We start from the raw sequence: 22,608 nt of genomic DNA on the forward strand, positions 1-22,608 counted from the left end.
TCCAGCAGATGACGAAAATTGAGAATCGTCGTCTCGTCGGGAACCGGCTCACGCCCAAGGTCAATGCCGGCGAAAAGACACATGGAGCGAGATTCATACAACGCTTCCTCGGCGCCTGGATCCGACAGGTTGAACCAGTGTTGGAGGAAGTAGATGCGCAACATCCGTTCCAGTTCAATGGGTGGGCGCCCGTTTCCCGCTTTGGGGTAGTGGGGTTTGATGAGCTCACAAAGCTGATCCCATGGAACCACAGCATCCATCTCCGAGAGAAACTTCTCTCGCCGGGTTGGTTTTCGAAATTGCTCAAATTCCCCCGCGGCAAACGTTTGCTGTTTCATCGTTTTCTACCGGTTCCAAATAATGCGTGTATTGTCGCAAACTTTGGGACTTAATCAGAGATGCCTTAGATGTGTAACCCCCCCCTAAAAAAAATCGCGGCAGGATGTGGAATTTTCTAGCAATAGGAGATTCTATGAATGAAGAAGCCGAGATTTAAGGGGAATCAGATATCTCAGGCGTAAGCTTCCCTGAAAGTTGGCGGATTAACTCCCGTCGAAGCCCTACAACAGGCCAGAGTCTCTACTTTTGAGTTGTCTACTTGACGGGGAAGCTTACGACTAAAGCGGGCTTTTGGTACTCCCGTCCCTCACAGCAGGCGGTCCACGCCCGGCTCCAGGTCGATCTGCAACGCGTCGTTGAGCCGGTTGAAGAAGTTGGCAAGACCGATACGCACGGTCAGTTCGACCAGCTGGGCTGTAGAGAATCGAGCGCGCAACTCCTCGAAAAGGGCATCTGGAACCCGGCGGGCGTCGAGAGTCATCTGCCGGGCATAGGCAATGACCAGCCGCTCGACGGACGAAAAATGGGGGCTGTCGGGGGCCGGGCCATTCTCCAATTCGGCCAATGCAGCATCGGAAAGCCCCGCGGTCTGGCCCAGGGGCGTGTGATGGCTGACGCAGTAGACGCAGCGGTTCAGATGGCTCACAGTCAACACGGCTAGTTCGATCAGCCTGCGATCCACCAGACTTGTCGTTTGAAAGCCTAAATAAAGCGTGATCAGATCGTGGCAGATCTGGGGATGATGGGCCAGAGTGAGTACTTGATTGAGAAAGGCGGGCAGCCTTTCTTCGGCCTGGGCCACTAACGAGGCAAGTGACGGCTCAACGGAGGCAGGATAAAGGGGTGGAATGCGGGCCATAGATTACTCCGGAAGTAAAAAAGTAGGAAACTGAAAAATAGTCGGAACTAGCCAATGGCATCCGCGTATAAGAAGGGTAAAAGCCCTTTTCCACACTGGTCAACCGTCAACTCACAGGCAACATAGGGCTATACCTCCTACCATCATCACATAAAGCTCGCCAAATTCAATCCTTGTCAACAGAATTCGACACCGTCAGCGTCACTTGCCAGCCTGGAGGCTTCCCCGTCAAGATGATGGTTCAAAATCAGAGTATCTGGCGGCTTGTTGGCGGGTTTCGATGGGTGTCAGGTCACCAAGCCCATCGTGATCTCTCTCCTCGTTGTACTCGATTACCCGCCGGTAGGTCGCCCCTCCAATATTGTCGGGCGATGTAAACAGATGTTGATTGAGCTACTCGTCCCGATAAGTACGAATCAACATCTCGACATAGGCGTTTTGCTTCGACTTGCCGAGCTGGATGTAGTGAATCGCCATACCAGCCGTCTTCACCCAATTCGCAAAAAATCTCGCCGAGGGACGCGGAATCACTATCCGTGCGCAGCACCTGGGGCAACTCGTGATTGATCCGAAGTTTCACGAAGATCCGAACTCGCCGTATCGAGGTGTCGATTTCTATATGCAACACCTGGCGATTAAAGTCATCGACGACATTGTAAGGTGCGGAAACGTCGACCATGGAGCCGTGCATCGCTCATACTGTCAACGAGCAAACCGTATCCGAAAGCCTGGGAACATACAGCGGGACACGAAGCCGCTTGGGCAGACGTCGCTTCACCCAGCGGCGCAGATAGTGTGTCGCTCGGCAGTACACTCGATAGATCCGTGTGTAATTCCAAGGCCGGCCCTCAACCAAAGTCGCCAGCATAGCGATGATCTCAGCATGCTGCACGGTCCAATCCTCGGGCACTCGATACCAGATGAATCGTGACAGACTGACGCAGCGGCAACTGACGGCGATCGATAGGCCTTGCTGCGACAAAAAAATCAGTTGCTTGGCGATTCTTCGACGGCCTCAAAGCTTTCTTCCGATCAGCAACCTCATTACATCGTTCTCACCCGCAAGTTCCGCGCGCATCCGCTTGTACTGCGAGAGCTCCACCTCGAGTTCCTTCACGTGCTGGAGGTCCAAAGCTTCCATTTCGCGTATTGAATTGCCTCGGGCTTTAAAGTGGCTTCAACTCTTGAGCGAATGGAGCCATGGACAAGTCGAACAAGTTTTCACCTGAGGTCCGTGAGCGTGCAGTTCGGATGGGGCAGGAGCATCACAGATGTTATCCGTCGTGGTGGGCAGCAGTAGAGTCGATTACACCGCAGATCGGGTGTCTGCCACAGACATTGCTGGAATGGGTAAAACATGCGGAGGTCGATGCCAGAACGCGAACACGTACGACCACCGCCGAGGCGCAGCGCATCCAGGAGCTGTAACACGAGAACAGGGAATTGCGGCGTGCAAACGACATTCTGCGTACGGCATGTGCGTTTTCACCCAGGCGGAGCTCGGCCGCAAACTGAAGTCTTGAACGCCTGCATCGACCAGCACCGGAATACCTACGTGGGCGGGCTAATCTGCAAAGTATTGCAGATCGCCCCGTCGACTTACCGGCGTCATGCGGCCCGGCATCGCAACCCTGAACTGCGCAGCGCCCATGCCAAACACGATGAGGTGCTGATGCTGCACATCGAACGTGTCTGGCAAGCCAATATGCAAGTTTACGGTGCCGAGAAGGTCTGGAAGCAGATGAACCACGAAGACATCGTGGTAGCACACTGTGCCGTGGGGCGGCTCAAGCGCCGCCTGGGTCTGGAGGGCGTACGCCGTGGCAAAACCGTCCGCAGTACCATGCCAGACACAGCGGCGCCTTGCCCGCTGGATCGAGTCAATCGACAGTTCCAGGCGAATCGCCCCAACCAGCTCTGGGTTTCGGATTTCACGTACCTGTCGACTTGTCAGGGTTGGCTCTACGTGGCGTTCGTCGTCGGCGCGTTCACCCGATGCATTATGGACTGGCACGTCAGCACCACCATGACCACGGAGGAGGCAAACTACTACAGGCAACTTAGCCGTCAGCCCGCCCTTGCGGCGTGACTTAAACCAAACAGCCGCCACGATACCCGGAGCGATTCAATTCCTTGGTCAACAAGTGCGTCTAGTTGATCACAGTAGGCCTTTCCCTTTTCCTCATTATCAAAGCTCAGGCAAATCGGTTTTGGTAGCAATTTGCTGCGTTTGATCCAAAACTCAAAATGGTTGCCTCGCCTTCGACAGGCAGCCATCTGCATCCCCCAAAACTTGTGTACACAACAATTTGGTCCGATAAGGGTCATTTTGCTGCCCGGAATCGGGTGTTTTTAGACCATGTTAGGCGGTTTTATCAGGTATTATTTGTAATAATTACAATGGAAAAAGGCACCCGTAGGTGCCTTATCTATTTGTTTTGTTTGATCATTATAATGGAGGCTGGGGTCGGAATCGAACCGGCGTCCACGGCTTTGCAGGCCGCTGCATAACCACTCTGCCACCCAGCCTATATTGGAACGAAAACGGCCCGTGAGAGGGCCGTGTTCAGAATACAAGAACTTGGAGCGGGAAACGAGACTCGAACTCGCGACCCCAACCTTGGCAAGGTTGTGCTCTACCAACTGAGCTATTCCCGCCCGAACAGAGGCCGCTTATTCTACCGGCGGTCCCCTGGTTGTCAAGCGCTTGCAACCTTTTCATTTTTCGTTGGAATCCGACTTTCCGTGACCTGCCAGAATAGGCCAGGCAGCGCGCAGATAAAGGTACATAGACCATAAAGTCAGCACGGCTGCTGCATAAAGCGAAATCACCCCTACATCATGAGTTGGAAACCCCCAAAGCGGTTCGCGGTAGATCAACAACAGTAGTGCGATCATCTGGAATGTCGTTTTGATCTTCCCGATAACAGAAACTGCGACCTTGGTACTTTCCCCTACTCCTGCCATCCACTCGCGCAGAGCGGATACGGCAATCTCACGACCGATGATGACCACCGCCGGTAGAATCAACAGCCCGCTATTGTCGAGCTCCACCAGCAGCACCAGCGCTACAGCCACCATCAGCTTATCCGCCACCGGATCGAGGAAGGCACCAAACACCGAGCTCTGACGAAGTCGCCGTGCGAGGAAACCATCCAGCCAATCAGTCGCCGCCGCAAGCCCGAACACCGCCGTGCTTACCAGATTTGCCCAACTGAAAGGCAGATAGAAGACCACCATGAAAACCGGTATCAGCGCAATGCGCAGCAGGGTCAAGGCGTTAGGGATATTTAGCGGCAGGCTCATCGGGTTTCTTGTTGGGGCAAGATATGGTCGCAGCGCCCATTTCACTCCAGATGCAACGCATCGTAAATACGCTGCGCGAGGTTTTTGCTGATCCCCTGGATTCGAGCGAGATCTTCGACTCCCGCCCGGGTTACCCCGCGCAATCCTCCGAATTGCTTCAAGAGAACCTGGCGCCGTTTAGGACCGAGACCAGGGATCGCTTCCAGTGTCGATACCTGTCGACTCCGTCCGCGCCGTTGCCGATGTCCCGTGACGGCAAATCGATGCGCCTCGTCCCGGATCTGCTGAATCAGATGCAGGGCCGGTGAATCCGCTGGCAGTATAGTTGGGCCGGTGTGACCCCACAAGAACAGCTTCTCCATCCCGGGCCTGCGGCCTTCGCCTTTGGCGACACCCGCAAGCACGAGCCCGGTGACCTGTAATTCTTCCAGAGTTTCCGCCACCCGGGTGAGCTGCCCCTTGCCACCATCAATGAACAATACATCGGGAATCACGCCTTCGCCCTGTTGCACCCGCTTGTAACGTCTGTGGACTGCTTCGGCAAGCGCCAGGTAATCGTCACCACCGGTGGCGGCACGAATGTTATATCGGCGATAGTCGCTGTTTACCGGTCCTTCCGGTCCGAATACAACGCACGAAGCCACTGTCGCCTCGCCCATAGTGTGGCTGATATCAAAGCACTCCATGCGCGTTGGATAGTCATCGAGGCCCAAAGCTTCCTGTAATGCCTCGTAGCGCTGCCGCATGCCGGTGCGGCTGGCCAGACGGCTCTTGAGGGCCTGCTCTGCGTTGGTGTTCGACATGGCCAGCCAACGCGCCCGTTCGCCTCGCACGCGAGTTGCAATTGCCACGCGACGGCCTTTCTGCTCGGCAAGGACTGTTTCCAATACTTTTTGATCAGCCACAGGATGACTCAGCACGATACAGTCGGGTATGGTCCGGTCCAGATAGTGCTGACTGATGAAAGCTGCCAGTATCTCTGCCTCGTCACTCGATTCCGGCAACTTGGGGTAGTAGCTTTTATTTCCCAACACACGTCCCTGACGAATGAAGAGCACTTGAATACAGGCCATTCCCAGCTCTTGATGGCAGCTGACGATATCGACATCGCCCTGATCGCCGCTGACATACTGCTTCTCCTGCACCTTGCGCAATGCGCTGATCTGATCCCGTAGTCGTGCCGCCTCTTCATAACGCTGGGCACCTGATGCCGCCTCCATGAGGCGCACCAATTCATCGATAATCTCGAGATTCTTACCGAGCAGGAAAAGCTCTGTGCGACGCACATCCTCACGGTAAGCGTCGGATTCAATCAATCCAACGCAAGGACCAGAGCAACGTTTTATCTGATACTGGAGACAGGGCCGGGACCGGTTGCGGTAAAAGCTGTCCTCGCACTGCCGAACACCAAAAAGTTTCTGCAACAGCTGAAGGCTTTCACGAACCGCGTGAGAGTTGGGGTACGGGCCGAAGTAACGACCCTTTTTCCCCTTGGATCCGCGATGGAAACCGAGTCGCGGAAAATCGTCATCTGCTGAAAGAAATATGTAGGGATAACTCTTGTCATCGCGCAGCAGAATGTTATAGCGCGGGCGCAGAGCCTTGATCAGATTGTTCTCAAGAATCAGCGCTTCTGCTTCGGTGTGGGTAACGGTTATCTCGACGCTGCGTATCGACCCGACCAGGGCACGAGTCTTGGGGCTCGACAGATTGCGTTGGAAGTAGCTGGCTACGCGTTTTTTCAGATTGCTGGCTTTGCCGACATAAAGAACTTCGCCGTCGTCGGCAAGCATTCGGTATACGCCAGGGCGGGTCGTTAGCGATCTCAAGAAACCCCTGGCATCGAACTGTGCTGCTTGATCCGTTGACTGTCCCATAAGGTGTGATTCTATACTTCAGCCACTGGACTGGAGCCGTTCGCCAGCGAGGCGAAAGATCTCGCGGAACATCGATACGGTCAATCGCCGCGTTTGCGTGTTGTAGCGGCTGCAATGATAGGAATCGATCAGCCAATGTCCCGATCCAAGAGCGTGCTGATGTCCGTGACCGAACTTGAACTCGGAAACTTTGTGCCCACTGGCGCGCAACACCGCGTTGTGGGCTATCGTCCCGAGCGCGATCACCACGCTTGAACCGGGCAATTGCCTCAACTCGACTCCAAGATAGTCATTACATTGCGTGATTTCCCCCCCCAGCGGCTTGTTCTCCGGGGGCAGGCACTTGACTGCGTTGGTTATGCGACAGCCCCGCAGCTGCAAACCATCTTCACGACTCACAGATACCGGTTGGGTGGCGTAGCCAAAGTCGTACAGCGTCTGGTAAAGCAGTATTCCGGCATGATCTCCCGTAAAGGGGCGACCTGTGGCATTCGCACCATGCATGCCCGGTGCGAGCCCCACAATCAGCAGTCGTGACTTCACATCCCCAAAAGGGGCTACCGGCGCGCAGTAATAGGAGGGATGTTGCTTTTTTACCTGTTTAAGGAAGGCGGCGAGCCGAGCACATCGGGCACAGTTGGGATCGAATTGCGGCGCGTCAATCATGGGCACTGAGGAAATAGCTAACAGGCACGGAGCTGCAACATTCTAGCGCAGAACGTGTGGCGGCTGTGGCGGGCGGGTAGCGGGGTGCCGGATACGCTCAGGCCGAGCGCATTCCTTCGATGATCCCATGGCTGATGGCCAATCGAATCAGCTCCACATCGTTTTCGACATCGAGCTTGTCATACAATCTGTAACGATAAGTGCTCACCGTTTTGGGACTGAGACACAGACGATCCGAAATTTCCTGAATGCCCTGCCCCTCGGTGAGCATCAGTAGTACTTGCATTTCGCGCTGAGAAAGCGTGTCGAAGGGCGAGGATTCGGCACCGGGCAGCAGTGCCAACGCCAGATCCTGAGCCACGTCTGTTCCCACATAGCGCTGCCCGGCGTAAACGGCTCTTATCGCCTTTATCACCTCTTCGGCTGGGCACCCTTTGGTCAGGAATCCCTGCGCCCCGCCCTTGAGTAATTGGACGGCATAGGGTTTGTCGCCGTGCACTGTGAGCGCTATTACCTTGGTTTTGGCGTGAGAGCGCAGAATTTTGCGGGTCGCCTCAATGCCGCCTATGCCAGGCATATGAATATCCATGAGCACCACATCGGGTTTGTGGGCATTGGTGGCAGATACGGCCTCCTCACCACAACTGGCCTCCGCAACCACCGTGATTCCGCTCGCATCATCCAATATGCGGCGCACGCCTGTACGCACCAGTTCGTGATCGTCGACGAGAATCACTCGGATACTTGCCACTAACTACCCCCGCGCGATGAGCGTTCAGAATGACACTCTGAATCTGGCTGCCGAAAGCGCACCCGGTCATACCCCCTACTCACCTGGTGGCCATCTTCATACGTCGCCTTAAGCGGTTAAACATACACCATGATAAATATATTGCCTATCTATTGCACGGTGCCACGGTCCTTTGGCGAGCTTGCGTCAACCCATTGTAGCGAAGCGTATTTACCCTGAAGTGCCGGCTCAGCAGTTTTTCTGATCCGTTCATCGATTACCATCGACTAAATTGCAGAGATTCCGCCACTCTATACGCAGTGTTTGACAATCCTCGACATGATGAAAAATGCGGGCACGTAGCCTTGTTTTGATTCAAAAGGTGCGAGGAAGGCTGTGCCTGCCTGTAGTCTCCCAAGGCGGGTCAATCCAAACTTTCATAGGGGAACCCGAAGCCTCGAATCCGGCAATCGGGAAATGAAGGGTGCCCCACGCGGTGACTATTCTGTTTGGCTGAGAGGGCGGGTTGAAGGGCGTCGCCCCCTCGCCGCAGCGCATCCCGCCAAACCGGCTGACCGACTCCGGTTCGCATTGATGTTCGGCCATCCTCAAAAAACGGGGCACAAGGCCCCGCTCTTTGACAGCGATGGTGGAGAGGGTGTGATTACTCGGGCCCTTGGCCCTCACCCCTGCGGGGCCGCCGACGCTTGGCGTCGGCGTTCTGCGCCGCCTGCGGCAGCTGGTCGAACCCGCTGTTTGAATCGGCCCGTGGATTCGAATCCGGACCATCACAAACGATAGAAAACGGGGTGCAGGACCCCGTTTTTATTGTTGGCGGAGAGGGTGGGATTCGAACCCACGGAACCGCAAGGTTCAACGGTTTTCAAGACCGCCGCTTTCGACCACTCAGCCACCTCTCCAACACGGTTGAGCGATGCGCCGCAAGGCAGCGTTGTTCACCACTATGAAGTGGGGAGTGCACCCGCCAGGCATCACCGCAAAAACGGCTGGGAAGTCTAACATAGATAGGCCCGGTCTCTGAGTAGTACTCGCTGCCCACGAAGTCCGCTATTGATCTTTGATTGGCTACCGGTATGCTAGGAACCAATTCTACAAGAATCGTTCTAACTCACCCGAGTGGTATCCCATTATTTTCAGGAGGTTAAAGGCAATGAGACAGGTTCAATCGGCTGTTGCACGCAGCACCGAGAGCGTGCTTGGCACCAACAAGCTGATTCGCAACACCTACACGCTGTTATCGATGACACTGTTGTTCAGTGCGCTGATGGCCGGTGTATCGATGGTGCTGCAGCTGCCCCCCATGGTTTACATGATCAGTTTTGGCGGATCGATACTGTTGTTGTGGCTGGTGCTACCCCGTACCGCCAACTCCGCCGCCGGCATCGGCGTGGTATTTGCCATCACGGGCTTAATGGGCCTGGGTCTTGGTCCGATTCTCAATTTCTACGCCAACCTGCCCAATGGTCCGCAGATTATCGCGACGGCGATGGGTGGTACAGGTGCCATTTTCCTGGCGCTGTCGGGCTATGCGCTGACCACAAAACGTGATTTCAGCTTTATGGGCGGGTTTCTCTTCGCCGGACTGGTCGTGGTCCTCATTGCGATCCTGGCCAATATCTTCCTCGCCATCCCCGCGCTGTCGCTGGCGATCTCAACCATCGTGGTTCTGCTGATGAGTGGATTGATCCTGTTTGATACAAGCCGCATGGTTAATGGGGGTATTGATAACTACATCCTGGCAACGGTCTCCCTTTATCTGAATATCTATAATCTATTCATACACTTGCTGAGCCTGCTTGGCATCCTCGGCGGGGATGAGTAAGCACCTGATACGCCGCTCAAGCGCCCCGGCCCCGGCCGGGGCTTTTTCTGTCCGTGCACAGGAGTCATGCGTTGGAAACCTGGATGAAGATCGCCTGGGCGATTGCCATCGCGCTGATCATCGCTTTGACCTGGCCGATGGCACGACATTGGCTACGGAACGGCCCCAAGGGGAGCACTGATGACTGGAGTGCCGCCCTGCTTGCGCTCGCCGGCGTCGTGGTATTCGTGGTTCTCCTGATTTTGATGGTCAGGGGTTTTTAAGTGCCGCCAACGAATCGGATTATAGAATCTATCTCAACTCCACAGCCATCAGGCTGACGGCGGGACGCATGTATTGCTTGACCGCATAAGGGGCCTCCACTTCCACAACCTGTTCCATCAACCAGCGGCGATCGATTTCAGGGGCCGCTGCGCACACCCCCGCGCCCAGGCAACGAAAAAAGTTCATCCCCGGCGTATCCTCCTGCACCAGGCACTCAGCGTACTGACGCCCAATCTCGTTGACACGTGCGATAAACTTCTTGCGCCTGCCGACGCTGTCGACCCGATCCTGGGCGTTGTCTTCCAGCGTTTCCGCTAAACGGTTCGCCATGGCCTGTACCAGGCGTGCCCGTCGTAGATCATCCATACGACGCTGCGCCAGCCGATCGGTGAAGTGAATCAGGAATGCCAGCCATTCCTCGAGTATCGCAAACCGGTGTTGTTCGCCCAGGAAATCAAACTCGGCCGCCAACAGGCGTTCGACACTTTCGCGCGCCACCTTCCACGCGGATACGCCCAGCGCCTGCCCAACCTCTTCCGCCGTTCGGGCACGCGTGGTGCTGTGCCAGGCCTTACGCAGCCGCGCCATGGTCAATTCTCCACGAACAGATCGCGAACTGCTTTATGGGGTAGGAACACACCGCACCCCAAACGTCGCTCCTCTCCCATACCGAGTTGCTGGATTCGAATCGCATCCTCCTGGCGCAGATTGGCCAACATAAGGCTGCGCGTCTGGTAGCTGTGTCGCGGTGTCGAAATGACCGACTCGCGGCCTGCCATCATTTTGCGGCAGCGGATCCCCATCTCCTCCAGTGTTTCCGCGGCCCACGCCAGAAAGCTGGTCTCGGAAGGGTCTTGCGCGCCGCTCAACATATGACGGGCGTGCAGTGTGGTGTGGAGGCTGAGGAAACGAATCTCGCTTTCCCCGACCGTCAGCGGGTAACCGTCAATATCCAACGACCGGCCGGCAAGCAATCCCGCCTCCATAACGCGTTCTTGAGGAATCCTCAGGGTCAGTCGTGCACGACGCGGCAGGTACATAGTGATGCCATGAGCGTCCTCCGGGCAATACCACCCGTTCCCGGAAGCCGCGGGATGGATCAGATGCAACCCGTGGCACGGATCTTCGCCAAACCAGGGCAAATGTTCCCTGATTTCATTCATCAACGCCCAGGCATGGTCGCAGGGCAGCTCTCGCCCCTGAAGGTGAAACACCAGATCGACGATTTCGCCTGAGACCGTTTGTCCACCCGTTTCGGAATCTTCTTGCCAGTACATCGGCTGTTCACTCTCCTGTCGGCTGCCTGTCTGCCCAGTCCACCATCAACTGCCCCCAGTGCCGTGCGGTTTCAGCATCCAGATCGACCATGGTAAAGCGGCTCCGTTCCCGAATACGCACGCGAAGCAGATGAAACCCGTTGTCGTAGATCGCCTCCTGAACCTTGATTTGCTTGCTGAAGGGAGCAGGAAACTCCTCGATATCGATCACTTGCTCATTGGACATGCCAGCACCCTATTTGTTGGTAAACCGTGAAAACTGTTCAGGACTCATCGTACTGCAAGCTTAAGCCCCACGTTCGACCACCCAAAAGGAGATACGCTGCCCACCTCTTCGGCAAAGTCCCCTTTCTCATGCTTTATTACTTATAGTCATGTTTGTCGGATGTGTCGGACGCATTGCACCACCCGTCACTGACATACCGCCACAACCCTATCCATAGTGGATAGCTTGGGAAAGTGATCTATCTCCACAGAGACATGAGATTGGCCTTGCTCCCAAAAAGCAGTTCTCTTAGACTGCCACTACGTTAGGATCTACTTATATTCTAATACAAGATTCTAATTGGTAGGGTTTTTATGCATCTCGACAGGCTAGAGCCGCGAGGTGGAACTGAGGAGGAGGAAGGCAATACGCTCTAGGGGGCTACTGAAGCCTTCGGGATGCACGCAAGCCAAATTGTCGAGTCGAACTCGCTGCTGGCTGGAACGTCCCACCATGAGCCTGCCGCCATTCCTCTCCTTCGATTCATCAGACAGGAGCCCGGAATAATGGCAAAGAAACAGTACGACACACCGAATCTGGACCAGCTCGAAAGCGGTCCATGGCCCAGCTTTGTTACCGGCCTGAAGCGTCTGGCTGAAAACAACGACATGACCGTTGATCTGCTCGGACAGCTGGAAACCTCCTACCAGACCAAAAAGGGTTTCTGGAAAGGTGGTACCGTCGGTGTGTTTGGCTATGGCGGCGGCGTTATCCCGCGCTTTACAGAACTGCTGGACGAAAAGGGCAAACCCAAGTATCCAGACGCTGCCGAATTCCATACCCTGCGGGTCATGCCCCCACCGGGAATGCACTACGATACGGCCACGCTGCGCAAATTCTGCGACATCTGGGAGAAATACGGTTCAGGCCTGATCGCCCTCCATGGCCAGTCGGGCGATATCATGTTCCAGGGCTGCTCGACGGAAAATGTGCAGAAAGCCTTCGACGAAATCAACGAAATGGGATTCGATCTGGGCGGTGCCGGTCCCGCACTGCGCACCTCGATGTCCTGCGTTGGCCATGCGCGCTGCGAACACTCCTGCTACGATACGCACCGCGGCAATCGTCAGATCATTAACGCATTCCTTGACGATATGCATCGCCCGTCGCTGCCTTATAAGTTCAAGTTCAAGTGGTCGGGCTGCGCCAACGATTGCATGAACTCCATCCAGCGCTCTGACTTCGCCGTCATCGGAACCTGGCGTGACGACATTCAGGTCGATCAAAAAGAGGTCCAGGCTTTCGTCGCCCAAAAGGGCCGCAAGTATGTGGTCGACAACGTCATCACCCGCTGCCCGACCAAGTGTCTGAGCCTCAATGATGACGATACGCTGGATATCGATAACCGCAACTGCGTGCGCTGCATGCACTGCATCAACGTCATGACCAAGGCGCTGGCGCCGGGCAAAGACCGTGGCGTAACGGTGCTGATTGGCGGCAAACGTACGTTAAAGATTGGTGATCTGATGGGCACCGTGGTGGTCCCCTTCATGAAGCTCGAATCTGACGAGGATTGGGAGAAGATGGAAGAGTTGGGCGGCAAGGTCATCGACTTCTTCGCCGAGAACGCCCTGGAGCACGAGCGCACCGGGGAAATGATCGAACGTATCGGGCTTGCCAACTTCCTCGAAGGCATCGGTGTCGAGGTCGATCCCAACATGATCAGCCACCCACGTACCAATCCCTACGTCCGCGCCGACGGCTGGGAGGAAGAGGCTGCGAAATGGGAACAGCGCAAACGCACCGTGGGTAGCGACGAGTAACTGCAAGCAGCAGCGGTTCGTCTTTCGAATTAACGAGATCAGGATTAGTCGGAGGAAACGATGAGTCAGCCACGCCAACCTATTGAAAGCGGTGTACCGGACCACATGCCCTATCTGCACCCGCTGATGAAGAAGAATTACGGTCAGTGGAAGTGGCACGAACGTCCGCGCCCCGGTGTCCTGCGTCATGTCGCGGAGAGCGGCGACGAGATCTGGACCGTACGCGCCGGCACGCAGCGGCAGCTGGACGTCTTTACGATTCGCAAACTCTGCGATATCGCCGATGAGTTTGCTGAAGGCTTCGTGCGCTTCACCATCCGCAGCAACATTGAGTACATGGTGAGCGAACAGTCCAAGGTGCAGCCACTGATCGATGCACTGACTGCCGCTGGCTTCCCGATCGGCGGTACCGGTAACTCGGTGTCGATGATCTCTCATACCCAGGGCTACCTGCATTGCGATATCCCGGGAACAGACGCTTCGGGTGCAGTGAAGGCACTGATGGACGACCTTATTGAAGAGTTCACCAAAGAGGAGATGCCCAATCGCGTACGTATCACCACCTCCTGCTGCGAAATCAACTGCGGCGGTCAAGGCGATATCGCGATCAACATCCAGCACACCAAACCACCGAAGATTAACCACGATCTGGTGGCCAACGTTTGCGAACGCCCTTCCGTGGTGGCGCGTTGTCCGGTTGCGGCTATCCGCCCGGCACTGGTGAACGGCAAACCCTCGCTGGAAGTGGACGAGCGCAAGTGTATCTGCTGCGGCGCCTGCTACCCGCCCTGCCCACCTATGCAGATCAACGATCCGGAACATACCAAGTTTGCGATCTGGGTCGGCGGCAAGAACTCCAACACCCGCAGCAAGCCTACATTCCACAAGTTGGTCGCTTCGGGGATCCCCAACAACCCGCCACGCTGGCCAGAGGTCTCCGAGGTGGTGCGCAAGATCCTCTCTACCTACAAGCAAGATGCGCGCGAGTGGGAGCGGATGAGCGAATGGATCGACCGTATCGGTTGGCCGCGTTTCTTCGAGTTGACCGACCTACCGTTCACCAAGTATCACATTGATGATTGGCGCGGTTCGCGGGCGACATTGAACGCCTCAGCGCAGATCCGTTTCTAGGCCCTTGACTGTGGGGGGAAGGGCATGAAGTTTTCGATCATGGTCAGCGAAGGGCCATACACGCATCAAGCGTCGGACACGGCCTACCAATTCGCCAAGGCGGCGTTGGAGAAGGGGCACGAGATTTACCGTATCTTCTTCTACCACGATGGTGTGAACAACGCGACGTCCCTGACTACGCCACCGCAGGATGACCGTAACATCGTCAATCGGTGGTCGGAGTTGGCGGAAGCGCACAACCTTGATCTGGTGGTGTGTATTGCCGCTGCTCAGCGCCGTGGCATTGTCGATGAGGATGAGATGAAACGCCACCGTAAGGATGGCCATAATCTTGCCAAAGGGTTTCGAATCTCGGGACTGGGTCAGTTGATCGAGGCCGGCATCGATGCTGATCGCCTCATTGTATTCGGCGACTGAGGGGGCGGAACATGGCAACCAAAAAATTTCTCTATGTCAATCGCAAAGCCCCGTACGGGACGATCTATGCATTGGAATCACTTGAGGTCGTATTGATTGGAGCCGCTTTCGAGCAGGATGTCAGCCTGGTTTTCATGGACGATGGCGTCTTTCAACTCACCAAGGGCCAGAATGCCAAGAGCGCGGGGATGAAGAATTTTTCCCCAACTTATGCTGCTCTGGGAGACTACGATGTCAACAAAATCTATGTCGACAAAGAGTCCCTTGAAGAACGCGGCTTGACCCTCGACGATCTCCAACACCTGACCTGGGAAGACGAAAACGAAGATTGGGCGGAGAAGGATTCCATCCGTCTCGTCACTCGTGCCGAGATCGCCGAGATCATGGACACACAAGACGTTGTTCTTAGTTTCTGAGGGCCCCCAACAATGATGCTTCATGTGATCAACAAATCACCCTTCGAACGCAACTCGTTGGCCAGCTGCCTGCGGACAATCAAAGAGGGCGCCTCGGTACTGCTGATCGAAGACGGTGTCCTCGGGGCGCTTGAGGGTACCGCGGTATCCGGCAAAGTGCGCGAAGCGATGGAAAACGTGAAATTCTACGCTCTGCAGTCCGACCTTGAGACGCGTGGTGTCAGCGACAAACTCATGAAGGGTATCGAGTGTATAGATTTCGGCGGTTTTGTCGATCTAACCGCCGACCATGACCTGGTTCAATCCTGGTTGTAACGACTAGTTATCGGGGATTTGCTGCGACAGATACCCTGCCCAATAGAGCAAACCGGAAGGAGAGTACAATGGCAATTGAAATCAATGGCAAAGCGATTGAAACCGACGAAGAGGGCTACATCATCAACCTCGCCGACTGGAATGAAGACGTAGCCAACTACCTCGCCAAAGAGGAAAACGTGGATATGTCTGATAGCCACTGGGAGGTCGTCAACTTCCTGCGCGAGTACTACGATGAGTACCAGATCGCTCCCGCCGTGCGCGTGCTCACCAAGGCAATCGGCAAAAAGCTCGGGCCCGACAAAGGCAACAGCAAGTATCTCTACGAACTGTTCCCCTACGGACCAGCGAAACAGGCCTGTAAGATCGCCGGCCTGCCAAAGCCGACCGGCTGTATCTAGTTATAGATCGCACGTACTAAACAGCATATGACCGGGGGGCACCCGCCCCCCACGCTTTCACGACCAACGGAGGGGGAGATCCGCATGGCGTTGCTCGATATCGTCTACAGCTTGGCCTTTTACGCGGTCACGGCGGTGTTCGTACTCGGCCTCGCATTGCGTATTACGCTCTACGTCCGCTCCCCCGCGCCGCTCAAGATTCCCACCATGCCGGCACCGCTCACCAAACAAGGCGTGGCGTTGCGGATGTTCCGCGAGGTGGCGTTCTTCGAGAGCCTGTTCCGCTCCAACAAGTGGATCTGGCTCTTCGGTTGGGTTTTTCACGTCGCACTGGCTCTCGTGCTGTTACGCCACCTGCGTTACTTCACCGATCCGGTATGGAGTTGGGTGGTGCTGGTACAACCCTTTGGAATGTATGCGGGATTCGCCATGCTGGCAGGGCTTGTGGCCCTCTGGCTGCGCCGTGTGCTGCTGGAGCGGATTCGCTACATCTCGTCACCCTCGGATCATCTGATGCTGGCGCTGCTGATATTCATCGCCATCAGCGGTTTGATGATGAAGTTCGTCTCGCACACCGATGTCGTGGCGGTAAAGGCGTTCATGCTGGGTCTGATACGTTTCGATTGGCAACCCATGCCTCACGATGCACCATTCATGATCCATTTGACCCTGGTGATGCTGCTGATGGTAATCTTTCCGTACAGCAAACTTTTGCATGCGCCGGGGGTGTTCTTCAGTCCATCACGCAATCAGGCGGACGATTCACGTCAGCGCCGCCATCTCGCGACCTGGGCTCGCGATATGGAGGCTAACTAGTGGCCGACTTCGAGACACCGGCTCTGCGTGAATACCCCGTCATTCCGCATCTGAAGCGGGATGCGACGGCAGGGCTCTCACCCTTTGTTGCCAAACCCGAACACCAGGAGCGCCTTGGCTTTCCTGGTGAACTGCTGGACAACTGGGAAGATGTCGCCATCGCCAAGATGGGCGAGCTGCTGGAAAAGTATCGCGCACTCCGTGTCTATCTGGATAGCTGTGTCAAGTGCGGAGCCTGCACGGACAAGTGCCACTATTTCATCGGCACTGAAGACCCGAAGAACATGCCAGTCGCGCGCCAGGATCTACTGCGCAGCGTCTACCGCCGCTATTTCACCTTTGCCGGCAAATATTTCCCCAGGCTCGTCGGTGCCCGCGATCTGACGCGTGAAGTTCTCGATGAGTGGTACAGCTACTTTCACCAGTGTTCACAATGTCGTCGCTGTTCGGTCTTTTGCCCCTACGGTATTGATACCGCCGAGATATCCATGGCGGCGCGTGAAATCATGGATGCGGTTGGTCTCGGTCAGAAGTACTGCAACGAAATCATTGGCAAGGTTCACAAGATTGGCAACAACCTCGGACTTCCCGGTCCGGCAATGCAAGACACTCTGGAAGGCCTGGAAGAGGACATCAAGGATGACACCGGCATCGACGTAAAGCTGCCGTTGGATGTGGAAGGCGCCGACGTGCTGCTGGTCACCCCATCTGCCGATTTCTTCGCCGAACCACACATCGATGGACTGATCGGTTACGCCAAAGTGTTCCATCAGGCGGGCATATCCTGGACGCTGAGCACTTACGCTTCTGAAGCCGCTAACTTCGGGATGTTCATTGGCAGCTACGAGAACATGCGCCAGGTTTCACTGCGCATTCGCAAGGCGGCCCTCGATCTTGGCGTCAAGCGCATTATCTTCGGCGAGTGCGGACACGCCTGGCGTGTCGCTTACAGCTTCCTCGATACGCTGGCCGGACCCTTTGATTTTCTCGATCCGCGCTATCCGGTACCGCAACACATTTGCGAGTTCACCTACGATCTGATTCAACGGGGCGCACTGAACCTCGATCGATCCGCCAATGACCACATGGTGGTGACATTTCACGACTCCTGCAACGTGGCGCGCGCCTCGCGTATGGGGAGCATGCCGGGTGGCCAGTTCATCATCCCGCGCGAGGTGATCAAAGCGAGCTGCAACAATTTCGTGGATATGCGCCCTGACACCATTCACGATCAGACCTTCTGCTGCGGCGGCGGCGGAGGACTGCTGACCGACGACCTGATGGAGATTCGTGTCAAAGGTGCCCTGCCCCGCATGGAGGCACTGCGCGAAGTTCAGCAGGAGTACGGTGTAACCCACCTGGCAGCCATCTGCGCAATCTGCAAGAGCCAGTTTGCCAAGGTATTGCCCTACTATGACTTTCCTATGGACATGATCGTCAGCGTCCACCAACTGGTGAGTAACGCAATTCAATTGGGAACCAAAGAATAGCTGGAGTTTTCACTCCCCCGCTTCGCAGAGGAGACACTTACGATGGCCGCATCGCCCGACAAGATGGATCAGGAACAGAAAATAACTTGGCGCCGCTACAAGGATGGCGATTCCGAGTTCGATTCGATGACCGACATGATATTTCAGGCCAGCTGGACGCATAAGTGCCCGACCTATATTCAGCGCACGCCGCCGTGCCAGGCGAGTTGTCCGAGCGGGCACGATATTCGTGGCTGGCTCAACATCGTGCGCGGCCTGGAAAAGCCACCCGAAGGGATCACCTGGCAGGAATACGCCTTCCAGCGCTATACCGAGGCCAACCCCTTCCCTTCGGTGATGGGTCGAGTCTGCCCTGCTCCCTGCGAGGACGGCTGCAACCGCAATGAAGTGGACGATACAGTCGGCATCAACTCGGTCGAGCAGTTTATAGGCGACTACGCGGTGGCCAATAATTTCGCCTTCCCCACGCCGGAGAAGGAGAGCGGCAAGCGCGTGGCCATTATCGGTGGCGGACCTGCGGGACTCGCCTGCGCGCATCAGTTGCGCAGCATGGGCCACGGGTGCACGGTCTTTGAATCGGCCGCCGAACTGGGCGGTATGATGCGCTACGGAATTCCCGGCTACCGCACCCCGCGTGAACTGCTCGATGTCGAGATCAAACGCATCATCGACATGGGCGTCGAGGTCAGAACGAACTGCAAAGTCGGCCGCGATATCACCATGGACGAACTGGAAAAGGAGTTCGACGCCGTGTTCTGGGCCATTGGTGCGCAATCCGGTCGCGCACTGGATGTTCCCGGCGGTGATGCGCCCAATTGCATCACGGGCGTTGCGTTTCTCAACGCGTTCAACGATGGTCGACTCAAACACGTATCGGGCCGGGTGGTGGTAATCGGCGGTGGCGACACCTCCATCGATGTCGCTTCGGTCGCTCGCCGTTTGGGACACATCAAAAACATCCCCGAGAAGGATCGTCCCGAGAACGCCGTAATCGGTCAGGTCGCGCACGACGTTGCAACCACGGCCCGACGCGAGGGTGCCGAGGTCTTACTGGTAGCCCGCCGTCCGATCGAAAGCATGCACGCTGCCAAGAAAGAGATAGACGATGCCCTGCGCGAAGGTGTAGAGATCCGCGGCGGAATGAACCCGAGCGAAATCATACTTGGCGAAGACGGCCGTGCCGTAGCGCTCAAGCTCATTCAGTGCGAAGAAAAATCCGACGGCAGCGTGGTCTGCTACCCCGGAACCGATATCGAGGTGGAAGCGGATCTCGTGGTATCGGCCATTGGCCAGCAGGGTGACTTCGAGGGTATCGAGACACTCAAAAACAGTCGTAACCTTATCGATGCCGACAAGCACTTCCAGATTCCCGGCCACCAGGGTCACTTCGTTGCCGGCGACATCATCCGCCCGCATCTACTGACCACGGCGATCGGTCAGGCACGTATCGCCGCAATCAGCATCGATTATTACCTGCAGGGCAAGGAGATGCCCAAGCGGCCCAAGATCGACGCCAACCATTTCAGCCTGTTGCGCAAACTGCACGAGGCTGGGCTGGATCCAGAGGAGATTCACGAGCCCACGCACGGCACCTCTGAAGCCAAGTTCGCAGTTCATAATTTCGACTCGCGCGCAGCTCAGGAGGTAATATCCGCCGACGAGCTGTATCTCGGCTACTTTAACCACACGCCGCGTCTGCTCCGCGAGGAGCGTCACGTCACCGCCGACAATGTCTTGGGCGATTTCGGTGAACGCATCGTCAGCCTTACCGAGGAGCAAGCGATCGAAGAGGCTAAACGCTGCATGAGCTGCGGCCTGTGCTTCGAGTGTGACGCTTGCGTGATCTATTGCCCCCAGGTTGCCGTGTTCCGCGTTCCAAAGAACGAGCGTACCACCGGACGCTACGTGGACACCGATTACACGAAGTGCATCGGTTGCCACATCTGCCAGGATGTTTGCCCCACAGGCTATATCCAGATGGGTTTGGGTGAGTAGATACGGAGCCGGATGATGATGTCCTGCATGGTCAAACGCTTCACTTCGTTTCTGGCGTTGATGGCGCTGCTGGCAATCGCCGGAAGTGTCATTGCCGCAGAGTCGCGGGTACCGCTGCCACAGCTCAGTACCGCGTTGGGGGAGCGCTGCGTGGAAGAGACGGATTTCATGCGTCGCAACCATATGCAGCTCCTCAAGCACCAACGTGACGAGACCATGCACCGTGGCATCCGCACCGAGCGGCACAGTCTCAAGAACTGCCTTTCGTGTCACGCACCCGAGCGGCCGGCGGCTGATCAGCAGGAGCAACAACACTTCTGCCGGAGCTGTCATGTATACACAGGCGTGCGTCTTGACTGTTTTGGGTGTCATGCACGTTATGCCGAGCCCAAATAATAGGCAAACCGAGTCATGAGTGATACCAAATCTTCCACTCCGGGTGCCGTCAACGAAAACCGCCGCCGCTGGTTGCAGGGGGGTGCCGCTGCCGCGATGATCACAGTGGCACCTGGCGTGCTCCTCTGGCGCTCACCAGCCGCCCGCGAAGCGGATCAGGCCGTCACGTCAGCCGTACGTTGGGGCTTGTTGATCTACACCTCTCGCTGCGAGGAAAACTGTTCGGCGTGCGTTGACGGTTGCAACCAGGAGCACGGCCTGAAGGGTCATGGCCGTCCGCAAACAGATGCCCAATGGATACGCAAAATCACACTGCGTGACCCGACTAGCGGTCATGTCCGATCGCTGCCCGTGATGTGCCAGCACTGCGAACATCCTCCCTGCGTCGATGTCTGTCCGACAGGCGCCTCGTTCAAACGAGCCGACGGGATCGTGTTGGTTGACAAGCACATCTGCATAGGCTGCCGCTACTGCATGATGGCGTGTCCCTACAAAGCACGTTCTTTCGTTCATGAAGAACTGACCGATCAGAAACCCCACTCCCCTCGCGGCAAGGGGACCGTTGAGTCGTGCACGCTATGCGTACACCGCATAGATGCCGGAGGCATACCTGCCTGTGTCGAAGCTTGCGAACGTACCGGTCATCAGGCGCTGGTCTTTGGCGATCTGAACGATCCCGACAGCCTGATCAGCACGAAACTACGCGAACTGGGCGCCACTCAAATTCGCGACGATCTTGGAACCAACCCCGGCGTCTATTACCGCGGGATCTGAGACAGCGACGAGGACAGACCATGTCGATTACCAAGTTTCGCACCATCGAAGGCAGGAGTCCGGGCTACCTGGCGCTGCTCGGCGCACTCGGCGCATTGTTGCTGGCGGGACTGGGTTCGGCCTGGTATATGGAACACAATGGGCACTATGTTACAGGCATGAGCAACCAGATCGTCTGGGGCATGCCACACGTCTTCGCGGTATTTCTCATCGTGGCCGCTTCCGGCGCTTTGAATGCCGCCTCGATAGGTTCCGTATTCGGTAAACTCGAGTACAAACCGCTGGCTCCGCTCTCAGCACTGCTGGCAATGGCCCTGCTTGCCGGGGGCCTCGCTGTGCTGGTACTGGACCTGGGTCGACCCGATCGTCTGATCGTCGCCATGACCACTTACAACTTCAAATCTATTTTTGCCTGGAACATCTTTCTCTATGTTGGCTTTCTTGCCATCGTCGCGGTCTATCTATGGTGGATGATGGAGCGCCGAATGTACCGCTACCATCGGATCGCCGGATTCGTGGCTTTCATCTGGCGATTAACGCTGACCACGGGTACGGGCTCTATCTTCGGTTTTCTCGTCGCACGAGAGGCTTACGACGCCGCCGTAATGGCACCGCTATTTATAGCGATGTCGCTATCCTTCGGGTTGGCCATTTTCATACTGGTGCTCGACTTCAGTTGCCAACGCACCCATCTGCCAATCAATCACGAAATGCTGCAGCGTCTAGCGCGGCTACTCGCGATTTTTATCGCTGCCGTGCTCTACTTTACTGCCGTTCAACATCTGACCAATCTCTATGCCGCGGAACATCAAAACGTCGAGCATTTCATTCTCTTCTCCGGCAACAAGTACTCGCAGCTGTTCTGGATCGGTCAGGTTCTGTTTGGCGGCTTCATCCCGCTGTTAATACTGCTTCATCCTGACTACCGCGCAACACGAGCATGGGTAACGATTGCCTCGGTGCTCGTGATCATCGGTGGTCTTTGCCAGATCTACGTCATCATCATCGGCGGCCAGGCCTATCCCCTGGAAATGTTCCCGGGTAAAGAGGTGAGCAGCGGATTCTTTGACGGCGAGGTGAGCACGTACTCGGCTACCCTTCCGGAGTTTTTACTGGGCCTGGGAGGCGTTGCCCTCTCGCTGCTTATCCTGTCGCTTGCTGTCAGGGTGCTGCCGTTACTACCCCAATGTCTGGAACCCCCCCGTCCAGCGGGCGAAGAAACGCCGGCCTCCTGATATGCCCTAACAAATTCGGGGTTTTCTGCCTCC

General features: G+C 56.2%; 24 protein-coding genes and 3 tRNA genes. 15 read left to right on the top strand and 12 right to left on the bottom strand.

Annotation, left to right across the window (positions count from 1 at the left end; genetic code table 11):
• Both DWQ09_16460 and DWQ09_16465 read right to left on the bottom strand, forming a co-directional pair.
• A partial coding sequence (locus tag DWQ09_16460; protein KAA3626424.1) for a transposase occupies positions 1-338 on the bottom strand: 338 nt, incomplete at its 3' end.
• A gap of 308 nt (positions 339-646) precedes the next feature.
• Positions 647-1,198: a carboxymuconolactone decarboxylase family protein gene (locus DWQ09_16465; protein ID KAA3626285.1), complete on the bottom strand. Its 552-nt coding sequence runs from the start codon at positions 1,196-1,198 to the stop codon at positions 647-649.
• 1,357 nt (positions 1,199-2,555) lie between these two features.
• Here DWQ09_16465 and DWQ09_16470 point away from each other — a divergent pair.
• Positions 2,556-3,287, top strand: coding sequence for a hypothetical protein (locus tag DWQ09_16470; GenBank protein KAA3626286.1), 732 nt, complete (start codon positions 2,556-2,558; stop codon positions 3,285-3,287).
• 366 nt (positions 3,288-3,653) lie between these two features.
• On the opposite strand, the gene DWQ09_16475 is transcribed toward DWQ09_16470, so the two are convergent.
• The 7 genes from DWQ09_16475 to DWQ09_16505 all read right to left on the bottom strand — a co-directional run bounded on the left by DWQ09_16475 (position 3,654) and on the right by DWQ09_16505 (position 8,697).
• Positions 3,654-3,727, bottom strand: a tRNA-Cys gene (locus DWQ09_16475).
• Between the two features lie 53 nt (positions 3,728-3,780).
• A tRNA-Gly gene (locus DWQ09_16480) sits at positions 3,781-3,856 on the bottom strand.
• Between the two features lie 60 nt (positions 3,857-3,916).
• Positions 3,917-4,498, bottom strand: a complete 582-nt coding sequence (gene pgsA, locus DWQ09_16485) for a CDP-diacylglycerol--glycerol-3-phosphate 3-phosphatidyltransferase (protein ID KAA3626425.1) — start codon at positions 4,496-4,498, stop codon at positions 3,917-3,919.
• Between the two features lie 47 nt (positions 4,499-4,545).
• Positions 4,546-6,381 (bottom strand): excinuclease ABC subunit UvrC, encoded by a 1,836-nt coding sequence (locus tag DWQ09_16490; GenBank protein ID KAA3626287.1) that lies wholly within the window; start codon positions 6,379-6,381, stop codon positions 4,546-4,548.
• A gap of 18 nt (positions 6,382-6,399) precedes the next feature.
• A complete protein-coding gene (locus tag DWQ09_16495; GenBank protein KAA3626288.1) occupies positions 6,400-7,047 on the bottom strand; it encodes a uracil-DNA glycosylase in 648 nt (215 codons plus the stop codon).
• Between the two features lie 97 nt (positions 7,048-7,144).
• A complete protein-coding gene (locus DWQ09_16500) occupies positions 7,145-7,789 on the bottom strand; it encodes a two-component system response regulator UvrY (protein KAA3626426.1) in 645 nt (214 codons plus the stop codon).
• Between the two features lie 820 nt (positions 7,790-8,609).
• Positions 8,610-8,697 (bottom strand) — tRNA-Ser (locus DWQ09_16505).
• 251 nt (positions 8,698-8,948) lie between these two features.
• Between DWQ09_16505 and DWQ09_16510 the strand changes: the two genes are divergently transcribed.
• Both DWQ09_16510 and DWQ09_16515 read left to right on the top strand, forming a co-directional pair.
• Positions 8,949-9,620, top strand: a complete 672-nt coding sequence (locus tag DWQ09_16510) for a BAX inhibitor (BI)-1/YccA family protein (protein ID KAA3626289.1) — start codon at positions 8,949-8,951, stop codon at positions 9,618-9,620.
• A 71-nt stretch (positions 9,621-9,691) separates the two neighbouring features.
• On the top strand, positions 9,692-9,883 hold the full coding sequence (locus DWQ09_16515) for a hypothetical protein (GenBank protein KAA3626290.1): 192 nt from the start codon (positions 9,692-9,694) through the stop codon (positions 9,881-9,883).
• Between the two features lie 28 nt (positions 9,884-9,911).
• On the opposite strand, the gene DWQ09_16520 is transcribed toward DWQ09_16515, so the two are convergent.
• From DWQ09_16520 to DWQ09_16530, 3 genes are read right to left on the bottom strand one after another with little or no spacing between them, the layout of a single operon-like run.
• On the bottom strand, positions 9,912-10,472 hold the full coding sequence (locus DWQ09_16520) for a hypothetical protein (protein KAA3626291.1): 561 nt from the start codon (positions 10,470-10,472) through the stop codon (positions 9,912-9,914).
• A 2-nt stretch (positions 10,473-10,474) separates the two neighbouring features.
• Positions 10,475-11,161, bottom strand: coding sequence for a type I-MYXAN CRISPR-associated protein Cas6/Cmx6 (gene cas6 / locus DWQ09_16525; protein KAA3626292.1), 687 nt, complete (start codon positions 11,159-11,161; stop codon positions 10,475-10,477).
• A 7-nt stretch (positions 11,162-11,168) separates the two neighbouring features.
• On the bottom strand, positions 11,169-11,387 hold the full coding sequence (locus DWQ09_16530) for a hypothetical protein (protein KAA3626293.1): 219 nt from the start codon (positions 11,385-11,387) through the stop codon (positions 11,169-11,171).
• A 545-nt stretch (positions 11,388-11,932) separates the two neighbouring features.
• On the opposite strand from DWQ09_16530, the gene dsrA reads away from it, so the two are divergent.
• The 12 genes from dsrA to DWQ09_16590 all read left to right on the top strand — a co-directional run bounded on the left by dsrA (position 11,933) and on the right by DWQ09_16590 (position 22,575).
• Positions 11,933-13,189, top strand: a complete 1,257-nt coding sequence (dsrA, locus tag DWQ09_16535) for a dissimilatory-type sulfite reductase subunit alpha (GenBank protein KAA3626294.1) — start codon at positions 11,933-11,935, stop codon at positions 13,187-13,189.
• A gap of 60 nt (positions 13,190-13,249) precedes the next feature.
• Positions 13,250-14,320, top strand: a complete 1,071-nt coding sequence (dsrB, locus tag DWQ09_16540) for a dissimilatory-type sulfite reductase subunit beta (protein KAA3626295.1) — start codon at positions 13,250-13,252, stop codon at positions 14,318-14,320.
• Between the two features lie 24 nt (positions 14,321-14,344).
• Positions 14,345-14,737 carry a sulfurtransferase complex subunit TusD gene (gene tusD / locus DWQ09_16545; protein KAA3626296.1) on the top strand — a complete coding sequence of 131 codons (393 nt, stop codon included), beginning with the start codon at positions 14,345-14,347 and terminating at the stop codon, positions 14,735-14,737.
• 11 nt (positions 14,738-14,748) lie between these two features.
• A complete protein-coding gene (gene tusC, locus DWQ09_16550) occupies positions 14,749-15,153 on the top strand; it encodes a sulfurtransferase complex subunit TusC (GenBank protein KAA3626297.1) in 405 nt (134 codons plus the stop codon).
• 15 nt (positions 15,154-15,168) lie between these two features.
• Entirely contained in the window at positions 15,169-15,468 is a 300-nt protein-coding gene (gene dsrH / locus DWQ09_16555; GenBank protein KAA3626427.1) for a sulfurtransferase complex subunit TusB, read from the top strand.
• 68 nt (positions 15,469-15,536) lie between these two features.
• Positions 15,537-15,869 carry a TusE/DsrC/DsvC family sulfur relay protein gene (gene tusE, locus DWQ09_16560; protein KAA3626298.1) on the top strand — a complete coding sequence of 111 codons (333 nt, stop codon included), beginning with the start codon at positions 15,537-15,539 and terminating at the stop codon, positions 15,867-15,869.
• Between the two features lie 84 nt (positions 15,870-15,953).
• The gene (locus DWQ09_16565; protein ID KAA3626299.1) at positions 15,954-16,685 is read left to right on the top strand and encodes a nitrate reductase; all 732 of its coding nucleotides are present in this window, start codon (positions 15,954-15,956) and stop codon (positions 16,683-16,685) included.
• The gene (locus DWQ09_16570) at positions 16,685-18,175 is read left to right on the top strand and encodes a (Fe-S)-binding protein (protein ID KAA3626300.1); all 1,491 of its coding nucleotides are present in this window, start codon (positions 16,685-16,687) and stop codon (positions 18,173-18,175) included. Before DWQ09_16565 ends, DWQ09_16570 begins: the two co-directional genes overlap by 1 nt.
• 42 nt (positions 18,176-18,217) lie before the next feature.
• On the top strand, positions 18,218-20,170 hold the full coding sequence (locus tag DWQ09_16575) for a 4Fe-4S dicluster domain-containing protein (protein ID KAA3626301.1): 1,953 nt from the start codon (positions 18,218-18,220) through the stop codon (positions 20,168-20,170).
• A gap of 12 nt (positions 20,171-20,182) precedes the next feature.
• Complete coding sequence (locus DWQ09_16580; GenBank protein KAA3626302.1) at positions 20,183-20,566, top strand: Hdr-like menaquinol oxidoreductase cytochrome c subunit; 384 nt, start codon at positions 20,183-20,185, stop codon at positions 20,564-20,566.
• A 15-nt stretch (positions 20,567-20,581) separates the two neighbouring features.
• Positions 20,582-21,340 (top strand): 4Fe-4S dicluster domain-containing protein, encoded by a 759-nt coding sequence (locus tag DWQ09_16585; GenBank protein ID KAA3626303.1) that lies wholly within the window; start codon positions 20,582-20,584, stop codon positions 21,338-21,340.
• A gap of 20 nt (positions 21,341-21,360) precedes the next feature.
• Positions 21,361-22,575: a molybdopterin oxidoreductase gene (locus DWQ09_16590; protein ID KAA3626304.1), complete on the top strand. Its 1,215-nt coding sequence runs from the start codon at positions 21,361-21,363 to the stop codon at positions 22,573-22,575.
• Positions 22,576-22,608 lie beyond the last annotated feature (33 nt).

The sequence above is a fragment of the Pseudomonadota bacterium genome (assembly GCA_008501635.1).
In the GTDB taxonomy this organism is placed as follows: Bacteria; Pseudomonadota; Gammaproteobacteria; order QQUJ01; family QQUJ01; genus QQUJ01.